The sequence below is a fragment of the Kribbella sp. NPDC058693 genome, assembly GCF_042715335.1.
Classification (GTDB): domain Bacteria; phylum Actinomycetota; class Actinomycetes; order Propionibacteriales; family Kribbellaceae; genus Kribbella; species Kribbella jiaozuonensis.
On record NZ_JBHXSQ010000004.1, the window covers coordinates 1,400,956 to 1,418,531 of the forward strand.

The following is a 17,576-nucleotide window of genomic DNA, read 5'->3' on the forward strand; positions in this document are numbered from 1 at the left end:
TATGTGCGCCAGTATCGTCCGGAGTATCATTTCCTCAGCTGTTGATGAGGGGGTTCCTGATGCCTGTCGACCGACTCCTGCCGACCGACGAATCGATTGACCTGCTCGCCCTGGTCCGTGACCTGTGCGACCACGAGCTCGCGCCGCACGCCGCCCGCGCGGAGGAGAGCGAGACGTTTCCGAGGGACGCGTTCCGCACCCTCGGCAAGGCCGGCCTGCTCGGCCTGCCCTACCCGGAGCAGTACGGCGGCGCTGAGCAGCCGTACGAGGTGTACCTGCAGATGCTCGAGGAGATCGCATCCGCGTGGATGTCCGTCGGCGTCGGAGTCTCCGTGCACACGATGACGAGCTACGCCGTCGCGACGCTGGGGACTGAGGAGCAGAAGGCCCGGCTGTTGCCGGACATGGTCGGCGGCGAGCTGCTCGGGGCGTACGCGCTGTCCGAGCCGCAGGCCGGCTCCGACATCAGCTCGCTGACGACTCGGGCTGTCCGGGACGGGGATTCGTACGTCCTGAACGGGACGAAGGCGTGGATCAGCCACGGCTCGCACGCCGACTTCTACACGACGTTCGCGCGGACCTCGGACGACCCGAAGCACGGGATCTCCGCATTCCACGTGCCGGGCACGGCCGAAGGGCTGAGCTTCGGGGCGCCGGAGCGGAAGATGGGGCTGACCGGGTCGACGACGACGCTGGTCAACTACGACAACGTACGGATCCCGGCCGGCAACCTGATCGGCGCGGAGGGTGACGGTATGCGGATCGCGTTGTCCGCGCTGGACTCCGGCCGGCTGGGGATCGCGGCGTGTGCGGTCGGTCTGGCGCAGGCCGCGCTCGACGTGGCTGCGTCGTACGCGAAGGAGCGTCAGCAGTTCGGGCACGCGATCGCGGACTTCCAGGGGATGCAGTTCCTGCTCGCCGATATGGCCGCGGCGGTCGAGTCCGGGCGGGCGACGTACCTGCATGCCGCGCGCCGGCGTGATCTCGGGCGGACGTTCACCCGCGAGGCGGCGATCGCGAAGCTGGTCTGCACGGACGCGGCGATGAAGGTCACCACGGACGCGGTGCAGGTGCTCGGTGGGTACGGTTACACCCGGGAGTTCCCGGCCGAGCGGTACATGCGCGAGGCCAAGGTGACCCAGATCTTCGAAGGCACCAACCAGATCCAGCGGCTCGTCATCAGCCGTGAAGTGTTGAGGAGCGTCTAGATGAAGTTCAGCCCGTCCGACGTCGCGCTGGTCACCGGTGGTGGATCGGGGCTCGGAGAGGCGACGGTACGACGGCTTGCCGCCGACGGACTGGGTGTCGTCATCGTGGACCTGCCGTCGTCGCCGGGGAAGGCAGTTGCGGACGAGCTGGGTGATCGGGTCGTGTTCGCGCCGACCGATGTCACCGACGAGGCCGGCGTGACGGCGGCGCTCGACGCTGCGGCCGGGCTGGGTGATCTGCGCGTGGTGGTGAACTGTGCCGGCATCGCGACGCCGGGCCGGGTCGTCGGCCGCAAGGGTCCGTTGCCGCTGGCAACGTTCCGGCAGGTGATCGAGGTGAACCTGATCGGGACGTTCAACGTACTCCGGCTGGCGACCGAGCGGATGATCGCGCTGGAGCCTGGTGAGGACGGCGATCGCGGCGTCGTGGTGATGACGGCATCGATCGCGGCGTACGACGGCCAGGTCGGCCAGGCGGCGTACGCGTCGAGCAAGGGCGGGATCGTTGCCCTCACCCTCACCGCGGCGAGAGACCTTGCAGACAAGGGCATCCGGGTCGTCACAATCGCTCCCGGCACGATGGAGACCCCGATGCTCGCCGGCCTCCCCGAGGAAACCCGCACAGTCCTCGAGCAACAGGTCCCCCACCCGTCCCGCCTCGGCAAGCCATCGGAGTACGCCGCCCTCGTCCGCCACATCCTCGACAACCAACTCCTCAACGGCGAAGTAATCCGCCTAGACGGCGCCCTACGGATGCCGCCACGTTGATCCGCATCCGCGCCCTGCTGTTACGGGCGGGCTCACCGCTCGCCCAACTCTGGTTCCGGATCCGCAAGCCCACCACGTTCGGCGTGAAAGCCTTGGTGCGGCAGGCGGACGGCCGCTTCCTCGCCGTCCGCCACTCGTACGCCGACACCCGCCGCTGGGCGCTCCCTGGCGGCGGCTACAAACCCACCCGCGAAACGCCTGCGGAAGCGGCCGCTCGCGAACTCCACGAAGAACTAGCCATCGCCTTGCCGGCCGCAGCCTTCACCGTGCTCGACACGACCGTCACCACGCTCGAAGGCAAACACGACACGCTCACGATCCTCACCGCAGTCGCGCCCTCCGACGCCTTCACGCTCTCACCGGAGATCGCCGAGGCCCGCTGGTTGACGGACCTCGACGAGCTGGGCGACGCGCCGCTCTCACGGTGGCTGGTCAGGGCGCTCGGGTGATTCACCACTCCGCGAAGGAGCCGTCCTCGTGTCGCAGGATCGGGGAGCGCCAGCGGTGCGGGTTGGCGGCGGCCTCGCGGACTACCTCTTCGTTGACCTCGATCCCGAGCCCGGGACCGGTCGGTCGCTCGACGTGTCCGTCGGTGAACGTGAAGACGCCGGGGTCCACCAAGTAGTCGAGCAGTTCGTTGCCGCCGCCGTACTCGATTCCCAGGCTCTGTTCCTGGATCAGGAAGTTCGGCGTCGCGAAGTCGATCTGCAGGCTCGCGGCCAGCGTGATCGGGCCGAGCGGGCAGTGCGGCGCGACGTTCACGTCGTACGCCTCGGCCATCGCCGCGATCCGCCGTACTTCGGAGACGCCGCCGGCATGGGAGATATCCGGCTGCGCGACCGCGATCCCGGTCGTCAGCACATCCCGGAAGTCCCACCGCGAGAACAGCCGCTCACCGGTCGCGATCGGAATGCTGGTCGACTCCGTGATCCGGCGGAGATCGCGCGAGTACTCCGGCGTCACCGGCTCCTCGACGAACAACGGAAGCAGCGGCTCGAGCAGCGGCAGCAGCTGGCGAGTGGCCGCCGTACTCAACCGTCCATGGAAGTCCAGCGCGATATCAACGCCATCACCCAACGCACTCCGCAGCGCCTCGACCCGCGACGCCATCCGCCGCAGATCAGCCGCACCCGGAATCGGCGGCAGCGCCTCGGACACATTGATCTTCACCGCGGTGAACCCGCTGGCGACCTTCGCCTGTGCGTCGTCAACAAGCGCAGCGTTGTCCACCCCGTGCGCCCACGTGTACATCCGAACCCGCTCCCGCACCGGCCCGCCGAGCAACTCATGCACCGGTACGCCGTGATGCCGCCCCTTGATGTCCCACAACGCCTGATCGATCCCCGCCAGCGCACTCGACAGCACCGCACCACCGCGATAGAACCCACCCTTGGCCAGCACCTGCCAGTGCTCCTCGATCCGCAACGGATCCGCCCCGACCAGGTACTCCATACAGGCAGCCACCGCCCCCTGCACAGCCTCAGCCCGGCCCTCAACAATCGGCTCCCCCCAGCCACTGATCCCCTCATCGGTATCAACCCGCAGAAACTGCCACCGCGGCGCCACCAGAAACGTCTCGTACCCCACAATTTTCACGTTTCAACCCTAGTCAACTTCCCCTGTGGACAACCGACTGACGGTGTCGCAACCGCTGTACTTTCTCGGTCGATCAACGGGAAGGCGGTGTCAGACAAATATGTACTACTCTGGATCCATGGCTGAGGTACCGATCCGTACGCTGAATCAGGAAACGGCCCGGGTGCTGGCGCGGGTGAAGCAGGGCGAGGAGATCGAGATCACCGAGCGCGGTGTTGTCATCGCGCGCCTCGTTCCGGTCAAGTCGTCGCCAACGGCGCGGCTGCTCGCCACCGGGAGTTTCCGGCCCGCTCGGCTGACCAGACCCTTCTCGCGACCGAAGGGCGAGATCAGGACCGACGACGAGGCGGGCGAGCTCCTCGAGCAGATGCGCGACGAGGAGCGCTACTGATGATCTACCTGGACACCGCCGCGCTGGTGAAGCTCGTCCGCAGGGAGACGGAGTCGGACGAACTCGTCGGCTGGCTCAACGAGCAGGTCGATCGGATCTTCGTCTCGTCGGCGCTGGTCGAGGTCGAGTTACCCCGTGCTCTCCGGCGCTCCGAACCGGCGCGGCTCACCGAGGTTCCGTCCGTGCTTGCGCAGATCTCCGTCTATGACGTCGACGAGACGGTTCGTGCGACTGCCGCCGGTTATCAGGATCCGTGGATCCGTTCTCTCGACGCGATTCACCTTGCGACGGCGGACGCCATTCTGGGCGATGACGTGACGTCGTTCGTCACGTACGACCGGCGTCTGCTGGCATCGGCCAAGGCGATCGGGCTGCCTGTCGTCAGCCCCGGGATGTCCTGAGGTCAGCGGGTGGGTGGGGTGTGGCGCGGGGTGGGTCGAAGAGGTCGGTGGGTTGGTGGGGCTTGTGGATGCCTTGCTGGATCAAGTCGAAGGTGATGCCGTCGGCGCGACGTTGGGTGGTGCCGTCGTCGGTGGGGAAGGTGTGGTCGACGGTGCAGTAGTCGGACGTGATCCGGACGGGGTACGACGCGGCGCGGGTGTGCAGTCAGCAAGCGGGCGTCCGATGGCGCGGCGGCCGCGTGCTTGGACAGGCTGTCCGCGATCTGCTTCTCGGATGCGTCCACCAGCCCTTGACCTCCTCGGCCCCGATGGTGGTGCGCAGGCTCGCCAGCGCACGGTGGGGACGGTCGCGGGCTCGCTGCTTGGCCGGCAGCGTCGCGCGCAGCGCCCACACCGCGTCCTGTTCCGCCTGCGCGTCCGAGTGGTCCGGGCTCGTCGCCGCACTACCGACGTCCTCGGCCGGTGTCTCCCGGCGGGGTACGCGAACCGCAGTAGCGCAGCCCCGGGCTGTGTGACCCAGTCGTCGAAGTCGGGCGTCTCCATCCGGTACCTCCCACTCTGATCACGTCATGGAAGGGCCGAACGTTGCAAACCTCAGTCCGGTTCGGGGAGAGAGGGTGTTGGGAGGGCCAGTTTCTCGTCGGGTTTGGCGGCCAGTACGTCGTTCACGTAGGAGCGGGCTGCTTCCATTGTGTCGACCTCGTGGCCGGCTTGTTCGGAGAGGAACCAGCGGTGTTCCAGGACCTCGTGGAAGACCTCGGCGGGTTCCAGTTTGCGCTTCAGGTCGCGGGGGACCGAGCGGACGACCGGTTCGAAGACCTCGGTCAGCCACTGGTGGGCGACGATTTCCTCGTCCTCGTTCTGCTGGTCGGTGGCGGCCGCGAAGGCGTCCAGGTCGTTGAGCAGCCGGCGGGCCTGGTTCTCTTCGACGTCCAGACCGGTGAGGCGGAGCAGCCGGCGGGAGTGGTGGCCGGCGTCCACGACCTTCGGCTGGATGCGGACCTGGCTGCCGTCCCAGTCGGTGATGATGTCGATCTCGGCGACGTCGAAGCCGAGCTCGTTCAGCCGCCGGATCCGCGAGTCGAGCCGGTGCATCTCGTCGGTGGCGAACTCCTCCGGCGCGGTCAGCTCGGCCCACAGCGCCTCGTACCGCTTCTGGATCGACTCGACCGTCTCCTGCGGGTCGATCGACTCGTCGAGCAGACCGCCCTCCTGCAGGTCGAGCAGTTCGCCGAACAGGTTGATCTCCGCGGTGTACAGATCGTGCGCCCGCTGCCCGTCGGAGATGTCCTGGTGCAGCTCACCGGTCTCGGCATCCACCAGGTACGCCGCGAACGCGCCCGCGTCCCGCCGGAACAGTGTGTTCGACAGCGAGCAGTCGCCCCAGAAGAACCCGAGCAGGTGCAGCCGCACGATCAACGCAACCAAAGCGTCGATGAGCCGGTTGACCGTGTCCGGCCGCAGCGTGCTGGAGAACAGCGCGCGGTACGGCAGGGAGAACTGCAGGTGCCGGGTGATCAGGATCGAGTCGATCGGCTCGCCGTCGCGGTCGATCCGGTCGGTGATGACGCCGACGGGTTCGACGGACGGGGCCTCCAGGCGTTCGAGGTCGCGGAGCAGGCGGTACTCGTGCATCGCCAGGTGCTCGAGGACCTCCTTGATCGCGTACACCGTGCCGTTGACCCGGACGAAGCGGACGACGTGCCGCGAGATACCGCGCGGCAGCGCGACCAACTGGTCCTCGGGCCAGTCCTCCAGCGGGACGTCCCAGGGGAGCGACAGCAGGCCGGTGTCCGGGCGGGTGGCGACGAATCGGGGCACGGTTCCCAGTCTGTCAGGAATCCTGAGGGTTCAGCGAGGTACGCAAGTGCTTGCAAATTCTTGCGTGATTGGGCGTAGAGTTTGCGCCATGACTCGACGACTTGCAGAGGTGGCCAAGAAGGTCGGCGTCAGCGAGGCCACCGTCAGCCGCGTCCTGAACGGGAAGCCGGGCGTCTCCGAGGCGACCCGTGAAGCGGTGCTCACCGCCCTCGACGTCCTCGGGTACGAGCGTCCCACGCAGCTGCGCGGTGATCGCGCCCGGCTGGTCGGTCTGGTCCTGCCGGAGTTGCAGAACCCGATCTTCCCCGCGTTCGCCGAGGTCGTCGGCGGCGCGCTCGCGCAGCAAGGTTTCACGTCCTTGCTCTGCACCCGCACGGTCGGTGGCGTGTCCGAGGCCGACTACGTGGATCTGCTTCTCCAGCAGCAGGTGTCGGGCGTCGTGTTCGCCGGTGGTTTCTACGCTCAGGCCGATGCGCCGCACCAGCACTACGAGCTGATCCAGGAGCGCAAACTGCCGACCGTCCTGGTCAACGCGGCGGTCGACCACCTCGGGTTCCCGCAGGTGTCGTCGGACGACTATGTCGCGGCGGAGATGGCGATCGGGCACCTGCGGGCGCTCGGTCACCAGCGGATCGGGATGGTGCTCGGCCCGCGCGACCACATCCCTTCGCGCCGCAAGCTAGAGGCGTACCTGGCCGCGGACGAGGCCGATCCGCAGCTGGTCGAGCACACGATGTTCTCGCTCGAGGGCGGGCACGCGGCCGCGACCCGGCTGGTGAACTCCGGCGTCACCGGCATCGTCTGTGCCAGCGACATCCTCGCGCTCGGTGCGATCCGCGCCGTACGGCGAGCCGGCCTGAGCGTCCCGGGCGAGGTGTCGGTGATCGGGTACGACGACTCCGCGATGATGAACTGCACCGACCCGCCGCTCACCACCGTCCGCCAGCCGATCGACGCCATGGGCCGCGCCGCGGTCGACATGCTGGTCGCACTGATCGAGCGCGCCGTCGTACCCGCCGACGAGCTGCTCTTCGAGCCGGAGCTTGTCGTCCGCGCCTCGACCGCCCGGGCCCGCATCTAGGCATAACGCAGTACCCCAGCAGCCGCTGACCGCTCTGGTCGGCGGCTGCTGTCGTATGTCCTCTAGCGGGTAATCTCCCACGCGAAGTCACGATTTTGCAATCTCAGATCGAAGTATTGCGATCATGCGTCCAGTTCCCTACGGTGTCCACACGATCCGAGGGAGAGGGTGGAAATGACGACAACGCGCCGCGGGCTCAGCCTGCTGCTGGTTGCGGGACTCGGGCTGGTGGCCGCGTCCTGCGGGTCGGGGGACGCGAACAAACCGGCTGCGGACGCCGCCGATGGGCCGGTCACGATCACGGTCGGCTGCGAGCCGCCGAAGAGCAATCCGAAGGAGCGTCAGGCCTGGGAGGCGGACGTCGCCACGTTCCAGAAAGCGCATCCGAACATCACCGTCCAGGGCAAGGACGCGTTCCCCTGCATCAACCCCGACACGTTCCAGGCGAAGCTGGCGGGCGGGACGCAGGAGGATCTCTTCTACGTCTACTACACCGACGTCCGGAAGATCATCGAGAAGAAGCAGGCCGCCGACATCAGCCAGTACGTCGGCAGCGTCAACGCGGTGAAGGACCTGCGCCCGGACGTGATGGGCGTGTTCAAGGACGGCGACAAGACGTACGGCCTGCCGCGGAACAACTACAACATGGGCCTGGTCTACAACCGGAAGCTGTTCACGCAGGCCGGTCTGGACCCGGCGAACCCGCCGAAGACGTGGGAAGAGGTCCGCGACGCTGCGAAGAAGATCGCGGCGCTCGGCCCGGGGTACGTCGGGTATGGCGAGTACTCCGCCGGCAACACCGGTGGATGGCACTTCGCCGCCGAGCTGTACGCGCGGGGCGGGTCGATGGTGAGCGACGACGGGAAGACCGCCGCGTTCAACAGCGACGAGGGTAAGGCGGTGCTGGAGAACCTGAAGAAGATGCGTTGGGACGACAACTCCATGGGCACGAAGCAGTTGCTCCAGTGGGAGGACCTGATGCGGATGATGGGCGGCGGCAAGCTCGGGATGATGGTCGGTGCGCCCGATGTCGTGCAGTCGGTCAACAACGACTTCAAGGGCAAGTTCGACGACTACGGCGTCACCGCCGTACCGGAGTCGGACGGGAAGTCGTCGCTGAGCGGTGGCGACGGGTACATGTTCAACCCGAAGGCGTCGCCGGAGAAGATCAAGGCCGGTCTGCTGTGGCTCGAGTTCCACGAGCTCACGCCGGGCAAGGGGCAGTTCGACTACGCACGCTCGAAGGAGCAGGGCCGCCCGGTCGGCCTGCCGATCCCGGACCTGTACGGAACCACTGCCCCCGGCAACGAGATCACTGCCTTGCGCAAGCAGTACGCGACGGTCCCGGTCGACAACTTCGCGCCGTACGTCGCTGCCCAGGGCAACATCACCAACAAGCTCGAACCGCCGAAGGCGCAAGAGCTGTACGCCGTTCTCGATGTCGCGATGTCCGCCGTCCTCACCCGTAAGGACGCTGACATCAACAAGCTCCTGAGCGACGCGGAGAGCAAGGCGAACAAGATCCTCGCGAAGAACGCCTGATGGTCGACGACACCACAACAAACACCCGCCGTCCCCGCTCTGCGGGGGCGGCGGGTGGTCGGGGAGCGGCCGAGGCCGCCGAGGAACTGCGAGTGGGTTGGGGGTCGGAGAGCCGACCGGTGGTCGGGTCGGACGAACCTCCGATGCCGGACGGCGCGGGAGCTTTTCGGAGGGCGTTCGGGCGGAACCTCACGGCGTACGGGTTCCTGTGTGGGGCATTGATCTGTTTCGCCTTGTTTTCTTGGTACCCGATGGTGCGCGAGGTTGTGCTGAGCTTTCAGCAGAACAACTTCGTGGATCCTGGGGTCTGGGTCGGGTTCGACAACTTCCGGACGGTGATCGCGGACCCGGCGTTCCGGTCCGCGTGGTTGAACACGGCGGCGTTCAGCGGGCTGGCGCTGGTGATCGGGTACGCCGTGCCGTTCGTGCTCGCCGTGGTGCTCAACGAGTTGAAGCACGCGAAGGCGTACCTGCGGTTCGTCGTCTACCTGCCGGTGATGCTCCCGCCGGCGGTCGCCGTACTGCTGTTCAAGTGGTTCTACGATCCGGGCGCGGGCCTGTTCAACCAGGCGCTCGGCGTGGTCAACATCCCGCCGTTGAGCTGGCTGGACTCGACGAGTACGGCGCTCATCAGCCTCGTGATCGTGTCGACCTGGATGAACCTCGGCACCGGCACCTTGATCTACCTGGCCGCGCTGCAGAGCATCCCGGGCGATCTGTACGAGTCCGCGGAGCTCGACGGCGCCGGCCTGTTCCGCCGCGTCTGGCACGTGACGGTCCCGCAGACCAAGCTGATCCTGCTGGTCATGCTGCTCCTGCAGATCGTCGCGACCATGCAGGTCTTCATCGAGCCGTACTTGCTGACCGGCGGCGGCCCCGAGAACGCGACCGTGACGGTCGCCTACCTGATGTACCAGTACGCCTTCAACTTCGGTGACTTCGGCGGCGGCTCCGCCCTCGGTCTGATGTTGATGATCGTGCTGCTGATCTTCTCCACGGTCTACCTGCGTGTCTCGCGCGAGGAGGACGCCCGATGAGGACCTTGGTCTCACCGCTCGCACTCCGTACTCCGCGCGGCCGGGTGATCTACTGGACGATCCTGACCGTGACGGTGGTCGGGTTCACCGGCGCGTTCGTGTTCCCGCTCTACTGGATGGTGACCGGCGCGCTCAAGTCACCCGACGAGCTCGCGCAGATCCCGCCCAGCTTCTTCCCGAAACACCTCGACCTGCACGTGTACGTCGATGCGTGGGAGCAGCTCCAGCTGGGAGTCTTCCTGAAGAACACCGTCCTGTACGCCGGTGGCGCGTGGCTGTTCACGCTCGCGATCGACGTGAGTGCGGCGTACGCGTTGTCGAAGCTGCGGCCGATCTTCGGCAAGCTGGTGCTCGGCGCGATGCTGGCGACGCTGATGATCCCGCCGATGGTCCTGTTGCTGCCGACGTACCTGGTGGCGAAGGACCTGCCGATCTTCCATGCCAACCTGCTGAACACGCCGTGGGCGATCTGGTTGCCGGCGGCTGCGAACGGGTTCTTCGTGTTCCTGCTGAAGCGGTTCTTCGACTCGATTCCACGGGAGTTACTGGAGGCCGCGGAGATCGACGGTGCGTCACCCGGCAGGATCCTGTGGTCGATCGTGCTGCCGGTGTCGCGCCCGATCATCGGTGTCGTGTCGATCCTGTCGGTCGTGACGGTCTGGAAGGACTTCGTCTGGCCGCTGCTGGTGTTGCCGGAGACGGACAAGATGTCGATCAGCGTGGGCATTGCGTCGCTGTCCGCCCAGATGCCGCAGAACGTCCTGATCGCCTCCCTGGTGATCGCCAGCCTGCCCACGATCATCGTCTTCTTCATTTTCCAGCGCAGCATCATGGCGGGCCTCACAGCCGGAAGCCTCAAGGGTTAAGGAGATTTTATGGCCGACGAATGGTGGCGTGGAGCCGCGATCTACCAGGTCTATCTGCGGAGCTTTGCCGATGGCAACGGTGACGGGATCGGGGATCTGGCCGGGTTGCGGGCGAAGTTGCCGTACCTTGCCGAGCTTGGCGTAGATGCGATCTGGCTGAACCCCTGGTACCCGTCGCCGATGGCCGATGGTGGGTACGACGTGGCCGACTATCGGGCGATCGACCCGGCATTTGGGACGTTGGCGGAGGCCGAGGCGTATATCGCGGAGGCGCATGCGCTGAACATCCGGACGATCATCGACATCGTGCCGAACCATGGCTCCGACCAGCAGGACTGGTTCGTCGAGGCCCTCCGCGCCGGCCCGGGTTCGCCCGAGCGCGAGCGGTTCCTGTTCCGCCCCGGCCGGAACGATGGCCCGCCCAACGATTGGCAGTCGATCTTCAACGGCCCGGCCTGGACCCAGGTCGAGGACGGCGAGTGGTACCTGCACCTGTTCGCTCCCGAGCAGCCCGACTTCAACTGGCGCAACCCCGAGGTCGTCGAGGAGTTCCACGACATCCTCAGGTTCTGGCTGGACCGCGGCGTCGACGGGATCCGGATCGACAGTGCCGCCGTACTGTTCAAGGACCTGGACAGCGTCGAGGAGTCGTACACCGACCACGACGAAGTCCACGAGGTCTATCGCGGTTGGCGGCACATCACCGATCAGTACGACGGACGCTTCCTCGTCGGCGAGATGTGGATGCCCGACCAGGAACGCTTCGCGCTGTACCTGCGGCCCGACGAGATGCAGACCGCGTTCAACTTCGACTTCCTGTCCCGCCCTTGGGAAGCCGAAGAGCTGAAAGCATCCATCGACCTGACCCTGTCGACGCACGTGCCGATCGGTGCGCCGCCGACGTGGGTCCTGTCGAATCACGACGTGACGCGGCCGGTGACGAAGTACGGCCGTCCGGACACGTCGTTCTCGCACCAGGATCGCAAGCACGGGATGCAGACCGACCTGGTGCTGGGGGAGCGCAGGGCACGCGCAGCCGCTCTTCTCGCGATGGCGCTGCCCGGCAGTCTCTATGTCTACCAGGGCGAAGAGCTCGGGTTGCCCGAGGTAGAGGACCTGCCGGACGAGCTGTTGCAAGACCCGATCTTCGCCCGGTCGGGCGGCGCCGACCGCGGGCGAGATGGTTGCCGAGTGCCCCTACCGTGGTCGGGGAAGGAGCCGCCGTTCGGCTTCGGTTCCGGTACGCCGTGGCTGCCGCAGCCGGCGGACTGGAAGAACCTGACGGTCGAGTCCCAGCACGGCGACCAGAACTCGATGCTGGCTCTGTACCGCACCGGACTGCGGCTGCGTCGCGAGCTGCTCGGCGACGGGACGCTGACCTGGTTGGAGTCGGCCGCCGACGTACTTGTCTTCCGGCGCGAGAATCTGACCTGCGTCGTCAACCTGACGAGCGCGCCGATCGAGTTGCCGGCGTACGAGGAGGTGCTGTTGACCAGCATTCCCCTCGACGACGGCAACCTTCCGAGCGACGCGACCGCCTGGATCAGGTGAGCGAACGGAACCGGCGCAACCGCAGGCTGTTGGACACGACGAACACCGAGCTGAAGGCCATCGCGGCCCCGGCCAGCATCGGGTTCAACAAGCCGGCGGCGGCGAGCGGCAGGGCCAGCACGTTGTAGGCGAAAGCCCAGAACAAGTTGCCCTTGATCGTGCGCAACGTACTGCGGGACAGCCGAATGGCGTCCACGGCCGCCCGCAGATCGCCGCGCACCAGCGTCAGGTCGCTTGCCTCGATCGCCACATCGGTGCCGGTGCCCATGCTCAGGCCGAGGTCGGCCTGGGCCAGGGCCGCCGCGTCGTTGACGCCGTCACCGATCATCGCGACCACGCGACCCTCGTCCTGCAGCTTCTTGATCGCGTCGACCTTGCCGGCCGGCAGTACCTCGGCGATCACCTCGTCGATGCCGACCTCGCCGGCGACCTTCGACGCGACCGCTTCGTTGTCGCCGGTCAGCAGCACGGGCCGAAGGCCGAGCTCCCGCAGTTCCCGGATCGCCTGCACCGACGTCGGTTTCACGGTGTCCGCAACAACCAGCACGGCGCGCGCAACCCCGTCCCAGCCGACGGCAACCGCCGTACTGCCCTCGGCCTCGGCGTGCTCCTTCGCGTGGGCGAGCTCGGACGGCAGGTGCTGGCTCCACTCCTCCAGCAAGCGCGTGCGCCCGACGAGTACGGCGTGCCCGTCGACGATCCCTTGCACCCCGAGACCTTCGACGTTCCCGAAGTCCTCGACCTCGGGCAGCTTCCCAGCGGCTGATGCAGCGCGGGCGACGGCCTGCGCGATCGGGTGTTCGCTCGAGTGCTCGAGCGCGCCGGCCAACCGCAGTACATCAGCGCGGTCTTGACCGGGAGCCAGCAGTACGTCGACCAGCTCCATCCGGCCCGTGGTCACGGTGCCCGTCTTGTCCAGTACGACGGTGTCGACCCGGCGCGTGGACTCCAGCACCTCCGGCCCCTTGATCAGGATGCCCAGCTGCGCGCCCCGGCCGGTCCCGACCATCAGCGCGGTCGGCGTGGCCAGGCCCAGCGCACACGGGCAGGCGATGATCAGTACGGCGACTGCCGCCGTGAACGCGACCTCTGCCGGCGAACCGTTCCCCAGCCAGAAGCCGAGCGTCGCGAGCGCGAGACCAATCACGATCGGCACGAAGATCCCGGACACCTTGTCGGCAAGGCGTTGTACCTCGGCCTTCCCGTTCTGCGCGTCCTCCACCAGCTGCGCCATCTGCGCGAGCTGCGTATCCGCGCCGACCCGAGTCGCGCGTACGACGAGCCGCCCGCCGGCATTGACGGTCGCACCAACGACCGCGTCACCCGCTCCGACCTCGACCGGCACGGATTCACCGGTCAGCATCGACGCGTCGACCGCGCTGCTCCCCGTCACGATCACGCCGTCGGTCGCGATCTTCTCGCCCGGCCGTACGACGAACTCGTCACCCGCGACCAGCCGGTCGGCCGGGATCCGGGTCTCCGTACCGTTCCGCAGTACGGCGACGTCCTTCGCGCCGAGCTCGAGCAGCGCGCGCAAGGCCGCACCCGAGCGACGCTTGGCCCGCGCCTCGAAGTACCGGCCGGCCAGGATGAACGTGGTGACGGCGGTCGCCACCTCGAGGTAGATCTCCTCGGCGCCGCTGCCGCGGGACGGGATCAGCGTGAACGGCATCTTTATGCCTGGCTCACCCGCGCTGCCGAGGAACAGTGCGTACAGCGACCAGAGGAACGAACTCACCACGCCGAGCGAGATCAGCGTGTCCATCGTCGTGGCGGCGTGCCGAAGGTTCGTCCAGGCGGCCTTGTGGAACGGCCATGCCGCCCATGTCACCACCGGGAACGCCAGTGTCAGCGACACCCACTGCCACGAGTCGAACTGCAGCGCCGGGATCATCCCGAACGCGACCACCGGAATCGTCAGCACGATGCTCGCGATCAGCCGCTCGCGCAGGGGTTTCAGCTCATCGGGCTCGTCGGCCTCCGTCGACACGGCCGGCGTCGGGAGGGCCGCGGTGTAGCCGGTCTTCTCGACGGTCGCGACCAGATCGTCGGTCGAGACGCCCTCGGGGTACGTCACCTTTGCCTTCTCGGTGGCGTAGTTGACGGTCGCCGTGACGCCGTCCATCCGGTTCAGCTTCTTCTCGACCCGGGCGGCGCAGGAGGCGCACGTCATCCCACCGATGATGAGTTCAACGGACTGGTTGCTCATGCTCGTGTGCCTCCTCCTCGTGATTCGGTACGGCGGTTGGCGGGGCGATCGTCGTACCGGTCGAGCTGACCTTCACCGTGAACTCCGCGGTGTGTACGGCGCCGGCGTGCTGGAAGTCCAGGAACAGGCTGTACGTCCCCGCGGTCGGGAAGGTCGTCATGAAGTCGATCGACGGCCCGCCCTTCATTCCCGGCTCGGCGTGCTGCGCCGGGTGGTTGTGCAGGTAGGCCAGGTCGCCGCTGCGCAGCGAGACCAGGTGACCGAAGGCGCCCAGGTACGGTTGCAGGTCGGTGACCGGCTTGCCGTTCTTGGTGATCTTGAACGTGAGTTGCGATTCCTTACCCGCGGCCGGCGTGCCGGCGAGCGTCACGTCGTACCCGTGGATGCTGGTGACGGCGGCGGGGTCGTTGAGCGGGACCGGGATGTACAGACCGGAGACGTTGACGTCCGTGCCGAGCGTGATGTTCTTGTCGAGGCCGGCCGGCTGGAAGTCGGCGTACATCCGCCACGTCCCGCCGGCGGTGAACGTGAACGGGATGCTCCACGTCCCGTCCGCGGCCAGCGTCGGGTGCACGTGGTGGAAGCCGGACAGGTCCCGCCGTACGACGATCAGATGCAGGTCCTTCTCGTGCGTCTTCGTGTACCGCGTGACCGGCTTGCCGTCCGGGCCCGTGATCGTGAAACGCAGAGCGGTCTTCGTGCCGGCGGTGAAGAACGTCGTCGCCGGGCTGAACGTGTACCCCGCATCGGACACCGCGAGCCCCGGCAGTTGCCCGCCGGCGTCGTGCCCGCCCATGTCGCCCATGCCCATCTCCTGCGACTGCGAAGGTGTGTCGGCCGCCGCGATCGGGTCGACCGCGGTGCCGATGCCGTACGCCGCCCCGAAGGCGAGCGCCAACGCACCGGCGAACGCGCCGAGCCGGAGCGCGGCGGCCCGGCTCACGAGGCCGCCAGTTCGTAACCCGCCTCGTCGACAGCCTCACGTACGGCGGACTCGTCGAGCGCGGACTCACTCGTCACGTGCACCGCGGAGGTGCCGCCCGCGACGAGGTCGATCGTCACGCCCTGCACACCGACGAGCTTGCTGAGCTCCTCGGTCACTGCAGAGGTGCAGTGCGCGCAGGTCATGCCGGAAACCGAGTACGTGGTGGTGGTCATATGAGTTGCTCCTTCGGTGATTAGCTACGAACCAGACGGGCGATCGCGTCGGAGGCCTCGCGAACCTTCTCCTCGGCCTCCGGACCACCCTTCTGCGCGGCCTCGACCACGCAGTGCGAGAGGTGCTCGTCGAGCAGCTCGAGCGAGAACGACTGCAACGCCTTCGTGGCCGCCGACACCTGGGTCAGGATGTCGATGCAGTACTTGTCCTCCTCGACCATCCGCTGCAGACCGCGAATCTGCCCCTCGATCCGCCGCAGCCGCTTCAGGTGGCTGGTCTTCTCAGCGGTGTAACCGTGTACGTGGTCGTCGGTCATCTCAAACTCCTCAGCTACCCCTCGGGGGTATGTCGACAGCACGAAAGTACCCCCTGCGGGTATCGAATGCAAGTCGTGGATTGATACGGGGAGGGGGTATTTGTTTGTGACTGGTGATCTGTCCCACGCGTGCTGCGCAGGCGCTTTCTTCGTCGCGATGCTCCTCAGCGCGCCTGCTTCGCCCGCTCCCGCCCACCCGTCGGCTGCCGCCGACATTTGCCGGCTATCGCCGGGGTGACTGCTTGGTGGGACTGCTTCGTCGGGGTCGGGCGTGGTGGAGGTGGAGGTGGTCTGTCCCACGCGGGCTGCGCAGTCGCTTTCTTCGTCGCTTCGCTCCTCAGCGCGTCTGCTTCGCCCGCTCCCGCCCGCCCGTCGGCTACCGCCGACATTGCCGGCTTATCGCCGGGTGAGTGCTTGGTGGGACTGGCTCGTCGGGGTCGGGCGTGGTGGATGGTGGAGGTGGTCTGTCCCACGCGGGCTGCGCAGGCGCTTCCTTCGTCGCGGTGCTCCTCAGCGCGCCTGCTCCGCCCGCTCCCACCCACCCGTCGGCTGCCGCCGACATTTGCCGGCTTATCGCCGGGTGAGTGCTTGGTGGGACTGGTTCGTCGTGACGAGCGTGGCGGGGGGGTGGCCGGGCCCGCTCGCTCGACGGCGGGTACCTGGCGGATGTGCACCGCCGGGGGAGGCGTGCGCGGTGGCGGCGAGGGGGCTTGGTGAGCGGCAGCTGCAGTCCGAGGGTCGTGTTCAGTGGCTGGACCGTCGGCCAACTGTGATCGCGTATCTGGGAGATCTGATCCAAGATTGAACCGACCTGTCGGCCAATGAAGGAGCTGGGTGTGAACGCTCGTCCGCCACTGCCCCCGTTTACGCGGGAGACGGCGATCCAGAAGGTCCGTGCCGCCGAGAACGCGTGGAACAAGCAGGATCCGGAGGCGGTGTCGCTTGCCTACACGCCGGACACGTACTGGCGGAACCGCGACGTCTTCGTGAACGGGCGGGCCGAGGTCGTTGAGTTCCTGACCCAGAAGTGGGCGCGTGAACTGGACTACCGGCTGATCAAGGAGCTGTGGGCGTTCACCGACGACCGCATCGCCGTCCGGTTCGTCTACGAGTCGCACGATGCGGCCGGCCAGTGGTACCGCTCGCACGGCAACGAGAACTGGGAGTTCGACGAGAACGGCCTGATGCGGGTCCGGCGTGCCAGCATCAACGACCAGGTGATCGCGGAGTCCGACCGCCTCTTCCACTGGGACGCCCCAGGCCCCCGCCCAGACGACCACCCCGGCCTCACCGAACTGGGCCTCTAACCACTGAGCCCAGTTGCCCTGCGACCGGTACCCGATCACAGGCCACTACATCGCCAAGCTGGAATGCGGCGCCGACGACGCCTAGCACTGCCAAGTGGGTATAGAACTGCTGTAGCCCAGGGCAATAGCCCTTGGGAAGTGAACCCGGCAGCCTTCCGGACGGTTGGTGAGCCGGGTTTCGCGCGTTCAGAGCTCTATGCCGGGCGGCGGCCACCTCCACCACCCACCACGTCCGACCCGACGAACCAGATACACCTAGCAGTCACCCCGGCGAGAGGGCAGATGTCGGCGGCAGCCGGAGTGTGGGTGGGAGCGGGCGGAGG

17 protein-coding genes are annotated in these 17,576 nt (G+C 67.2%); 11 read left to right on the forward strand and 6 right to left on the reverse strand.

All coding sequences use genetic code 11. From position 1 onward, the window contains the following. The first annotated feature begins 59 nt into the window (after positions 1-59). Genes ACFWUU_RS33175 through ACFWUU_RS33185 form a run of 3 tightly spaced genes read left to right on the forward strand, consistent with a single transcriptional unit; the run spans position 60 to position 2,425 of the window. On the forward strand, positions 60-1,208 hold the full coding sequence (locus ACFWUU_RS33175; protein WP_380181426.1) for an acyl-CoA dehydrogenase family protein: 1,149 nt from the start codon (positions 60-62) through the stop codon (positions 1,206-1,208). Then, a complete protein-coding gene (locus ACFWUU_RS33180; RefSeq protein ID WP_380181428.1) occupies positions 1,209-1,976 on the forward strand; it encodes an SDR family NAD(P)-dependent oxidoreductase in 768 nt (255 codons plus the stop codon). Further along, the gene (locus ACFWUU_RS33185; protein ID WP_380181430.1) at positions 1,973-2,425 is read left to right on the forward strand and encodes an NUDIX domain-containing protein; all 453 of its coding nucleotides are present in this window, start codon (positions 1,973-1,975) and stop codon (positions 2,423-2,425) included. Before ACFWUU_RS33180 ends, ACFWUU_RS33185 begins: the two co-directional genes overlap by 4 nt. A 1-nt stretch (position 2,426) precedes the next feature. On the opposite strand, the gene dgoD is transcribed toward ACFWUU_RS33185, so the two are convergent. Then, complete coding sequence (gene dgoD, locus ACFWUU_RS33190; RefSeq protein WP_380181432.1) at positions 2,427-3,572, reverse strand: galactonate dehydratase; 1,146 nt, start codon at positions 3,570-3,572, stop codon at positions 2,427-2,429. Positions 3,573-3,690: 118 nt separating this feature from the next. Between dgoD and ACFWUU_RS33195 the strand changes: the two genes are divergently transcribed. Beyond that, positions 3,691-3,963: a type II toxin-antitoxin system Phd/YefM family antitoxin gene (locus ACFWUU_RS33195; protein WP_380181434.1), complete on the forward strand. Its 273-nt coding sequence runs from the start codon at positions 3,691-3,693 to the stop codon at positions 3,961-3,963. Further along, the gene (locus ACFWUU_RS33200) at positions 3,963-4,364 is read left to right on the forward strand and encodes a type II toxin-antitoxin system VapC family toxin (RefSeq protein ID WP_137252556.1); all 402 of its coding nucleotides are present in this window, start codon (positions 3,963-3,965) and stop codon (positions 4,362-4,364) included. The genes ACFWUU_RS33195 and ACFWUU_RS33200 overlap by 1 nt, the downstream gene beginning before the upstream one ends. Positions 4,365-4,958: 594 nt before the next feature. Here ACFWUU_RS33200 and ACFWUU_RS33205 read toward each other — a convergent pair. Beyond that, a complete protein-coding gene (locus ACFWUU_RS33205; RefSeq protein WP_233714660.1) occupies positions 4,959-6,206 on the reverse strand; it encodes a DUF4032 domain-containing protein in 1,248 nt (415 codons plus the stop codon). Between the two features lie 67 nt (positions 6,207-6,273). Here ACFWUU_RS33205 and ACFWUU_RS33210 point away from each other — a divergent pair, with 67 nt between their 5' ends. The 5 genes from ACFWUU_RS33210 to ACFWUU_RS33230 all read left to right on the forward strand — a co-directional run bounded on the left by ACFWUU_RS33210 (position 6,274) and on the right by ACFWUU_RS33230 (position 12,262). After that, complete coding sequence (locus tag ACFWUU_RS33210; RefSeq protein ID WP_137252558.1) at positions 6,274-7,266, forward strand: LacI family DNA-binding transcriptional regulator; 993 nt, start codon at positions 6,274-6,276, stop codon at positions 7,264-7,266. Positions 7,267-7,440: 174 nt separating this feature from the next. Next, on the forward strand, positions 7,441-8,808 hold the full coding sequence (locus ACFWUU_RS33215; protein ID WP_137252559.1) for an ABC transporter substrate-binding protein: 1,368 nt from the start codon (positions 7,441-7,443) through the stop codon (positions 8,806-8,808). Between the two features lie 251 nt (positions 8,809-9,059). Further along, positions 9,060-9,845 (forward strand): carbohydrate ABC transporter permease, encoded by a 786-nt coding sequence (locus tag ACFWUU_RS33220; protein ID WP_380181436.1) that lies wholly within the window; start codon positions 9,060-9,062, stop codon positions 9,843-9,845. Beyond that, positions 9,842-10,711 carry a carbohydrate ABC transporter permease gene (locus tag ACFWUU_RS33225; RefSeq protein WP_137252560.1) on the forward strand — a complete coding sequence of 290 codons (870 nt, stop codon included), beginning with the start codon at positions 9,842-9,844 and terminating at the stop codon, positions 10,709-10,711. The genes ACFWUU_RS33220 and ACFWUU_RS33225 overlap by 4 nt, the downstream gene beginning before the upstream one ends. A gap of 9 nt (positions 10,712-10,720) precedes the next feature. Then, positions 10,721-12,262 (forward strand): glycoside hydrolase family 13 protein, encoded by a 1,542-nt coding sequence (locus ACFWUU_RS33230; protein ID WP_380181438.1) that lies wholly within the window; start codon positions 10,721-10,723, stop codon positions 12,260-12,262. On the opposite strand, the gene ACFWUU_RS33235 is transcribed toward ACFWUU_RS33230, so the two are convergent. From ACFWUU_RS33235 to ACFWUU_RS33250, 4 genes are read right to left on the reverse strand one after another with little or no spacing between them, the layout of a single operon-like run. Next, positions 12,255-14,471, reverse strand: a complete 2,217-nt coding sequence (locus tag ACFWUU_RS33235) for a heavy metal translocating P-type ATPase (RefSeq protein WP_380181441.1) — start codon at positions 14,469-14,471, stop codon at positions 12,255-12,257. The two genes, ACFWUU_RS33230 and ACFWUU_RS33235, sit on opposite strands and share 8 nt — an antisense overlap. Continuing rightward, positions 14,452-15,414 carry a hypothetical protein gene (locus ACFWUU_RS33240; RefSeq protein ID WP_380181443.1) on the reverse strand — a complete coding sequence of 321 codons (963 nt, stop codon included), beginning with the start codon at positions 15,412-15,414 and terminating at the stop codon, positions 14,452-14,454. Before ACFWUU_RS33240 ends, ACFWUU_RS33235 begins: the two co-directional genes overlap by 20 nt. Further along, complete coding sequence (locus ACFWUU_RS33245; protein ID WP_380181445.1) at positions 15,411-15,629, reverse strand: heavy-metal-associated domain-containing protein; 219 nt, start codon at positions 15,627-15,629, stop codon at positions 15,411-15,413. Before ACFWUU_RS33245 ends, ACFWUU_RS33240 begins: the two co-directional genes overlap by 4 nt. A gap of 20 nt (positions 15,630-15,649) precedes the next feature. Then, positions 15,650-15,946 carry a metal-sensitive transcriptional regulator gene (locus ACFWUU_RS33250; RefSeq protein WP_137252565.1) on the reverse strand — a complete coding sequence of 99 codons (297 nt, stop codon included), beginning with the start codon at positions 15,944-15,946 and terminating at the stop codon, positions 15,650-15,652. 836 nt (positions 15,947-16,782) lie between these two features. On the opposite strand from ACFWUU_RS33250, the gene ACFWUU_RS33255 reads away from it, so the two are divergent. Further along, positions 16,783-17,253, forward strand: a complete 471-nt coding sequence (locus tag ACFWUU_RS33255; protein ID WP_137252566.1) for a nuclear transport factor 2 family protein — start codon at positions 16,783-16,785, stop codon at positions 17,251-17,253. Positions 17,254-17,576: the final 323 nt, after the last annotated feature.

Excerpts from the sequence above, each read along its gene's own strand:
- ACFWUU_RS33245 (WP_380181445.1), bottom strand. The coding sequence starts at position 15,629 with ATGACCACCACCACGTACTCGGTTTCCGGCATGACCTGCGCGCACTGC.
- ACFWUU_RS33235 (WP_380181441.1), bottom strand. The coding sequence starts at position 14,471 with ATGAGCAACCAGTCCGTTGAACTCATCATCGGTGGGATGACGTGCGCC.
- ACFWUU_RS33215 (WP_137252559.1), top strand. The coding sequence starts at position 7,441 with ATGACGACAACGCGCCGCGGGCTCAGCCTGCTGCTGGTTGCGGGACTC.
- ACFWUU_RS33250 (WP_137252565.1), bottom strand. The coding sequence starts at position 15,946 with ATGACCGACGACCACGTACACGGTTACACCGCTGAGAAGACCAGCCAC.
- ACFWUU_RS33220 (WP_380181436.1), top strand. The coding sequence starts at position 9,060 with ATGGTGCGCGAGGTTGTGCTGAGCTTTCAGCAGAACAACTTCGTGGAT.
- ACFWUU_RS33180 (WP_380181428.1), top strand. The coding sequence starts at position 1,209 with ATGAAGTTCAGCCCGTCCGACGTCGCGCTGGTCACCGGTGGTGGATCG.
- ACFWUU_RS33195 (WP_380181434.1), top strand. The coding sequence starts at position 3,691 with ATGGCTGAGGTACCGATCCGTACGCTGAATCAGGAAACGGCCCGGGTG.
- ACFWUU_RS33175 (WP_380181426.1), top strand. The coding sequence starts at position 60 with ATGCCTGTCGACCGACTCCTGCCGACCGACGAATCGATTGACCTGCTC.
- ACFWUU_RS33230 (WP_380181438.1), top strand. The coding sequence starts at position 10,721 with ATGGCCGACGAATGGTGGCGTGGAGCCGCGATCTACCAGGTCTATCTG.
- ACFWUU_RS33200 (WP_137252556.1), top strand. The coding sequence starts at position 3,963 with ATGATCTACCTGGACACCGCCGCGCTGGTGAAGCTCGTCCGCAGGGAG.
- ACFWUU_RS33210 (WP_137252558.1), top strand. The coding sequence starts at position 6,274 with ATGACTCGACGACTTGCAGAGGTGGCCAAGAAGGTCGGCGTCAGCGAG.
- ACFWUU_RS33225 (WP_137252560.1), top strand. The coding sequence starts at position 9,842 with ATGAGGACCTTGGTCTCACCGCTCGCACTCCGTACTCCGCGCGGCCGG.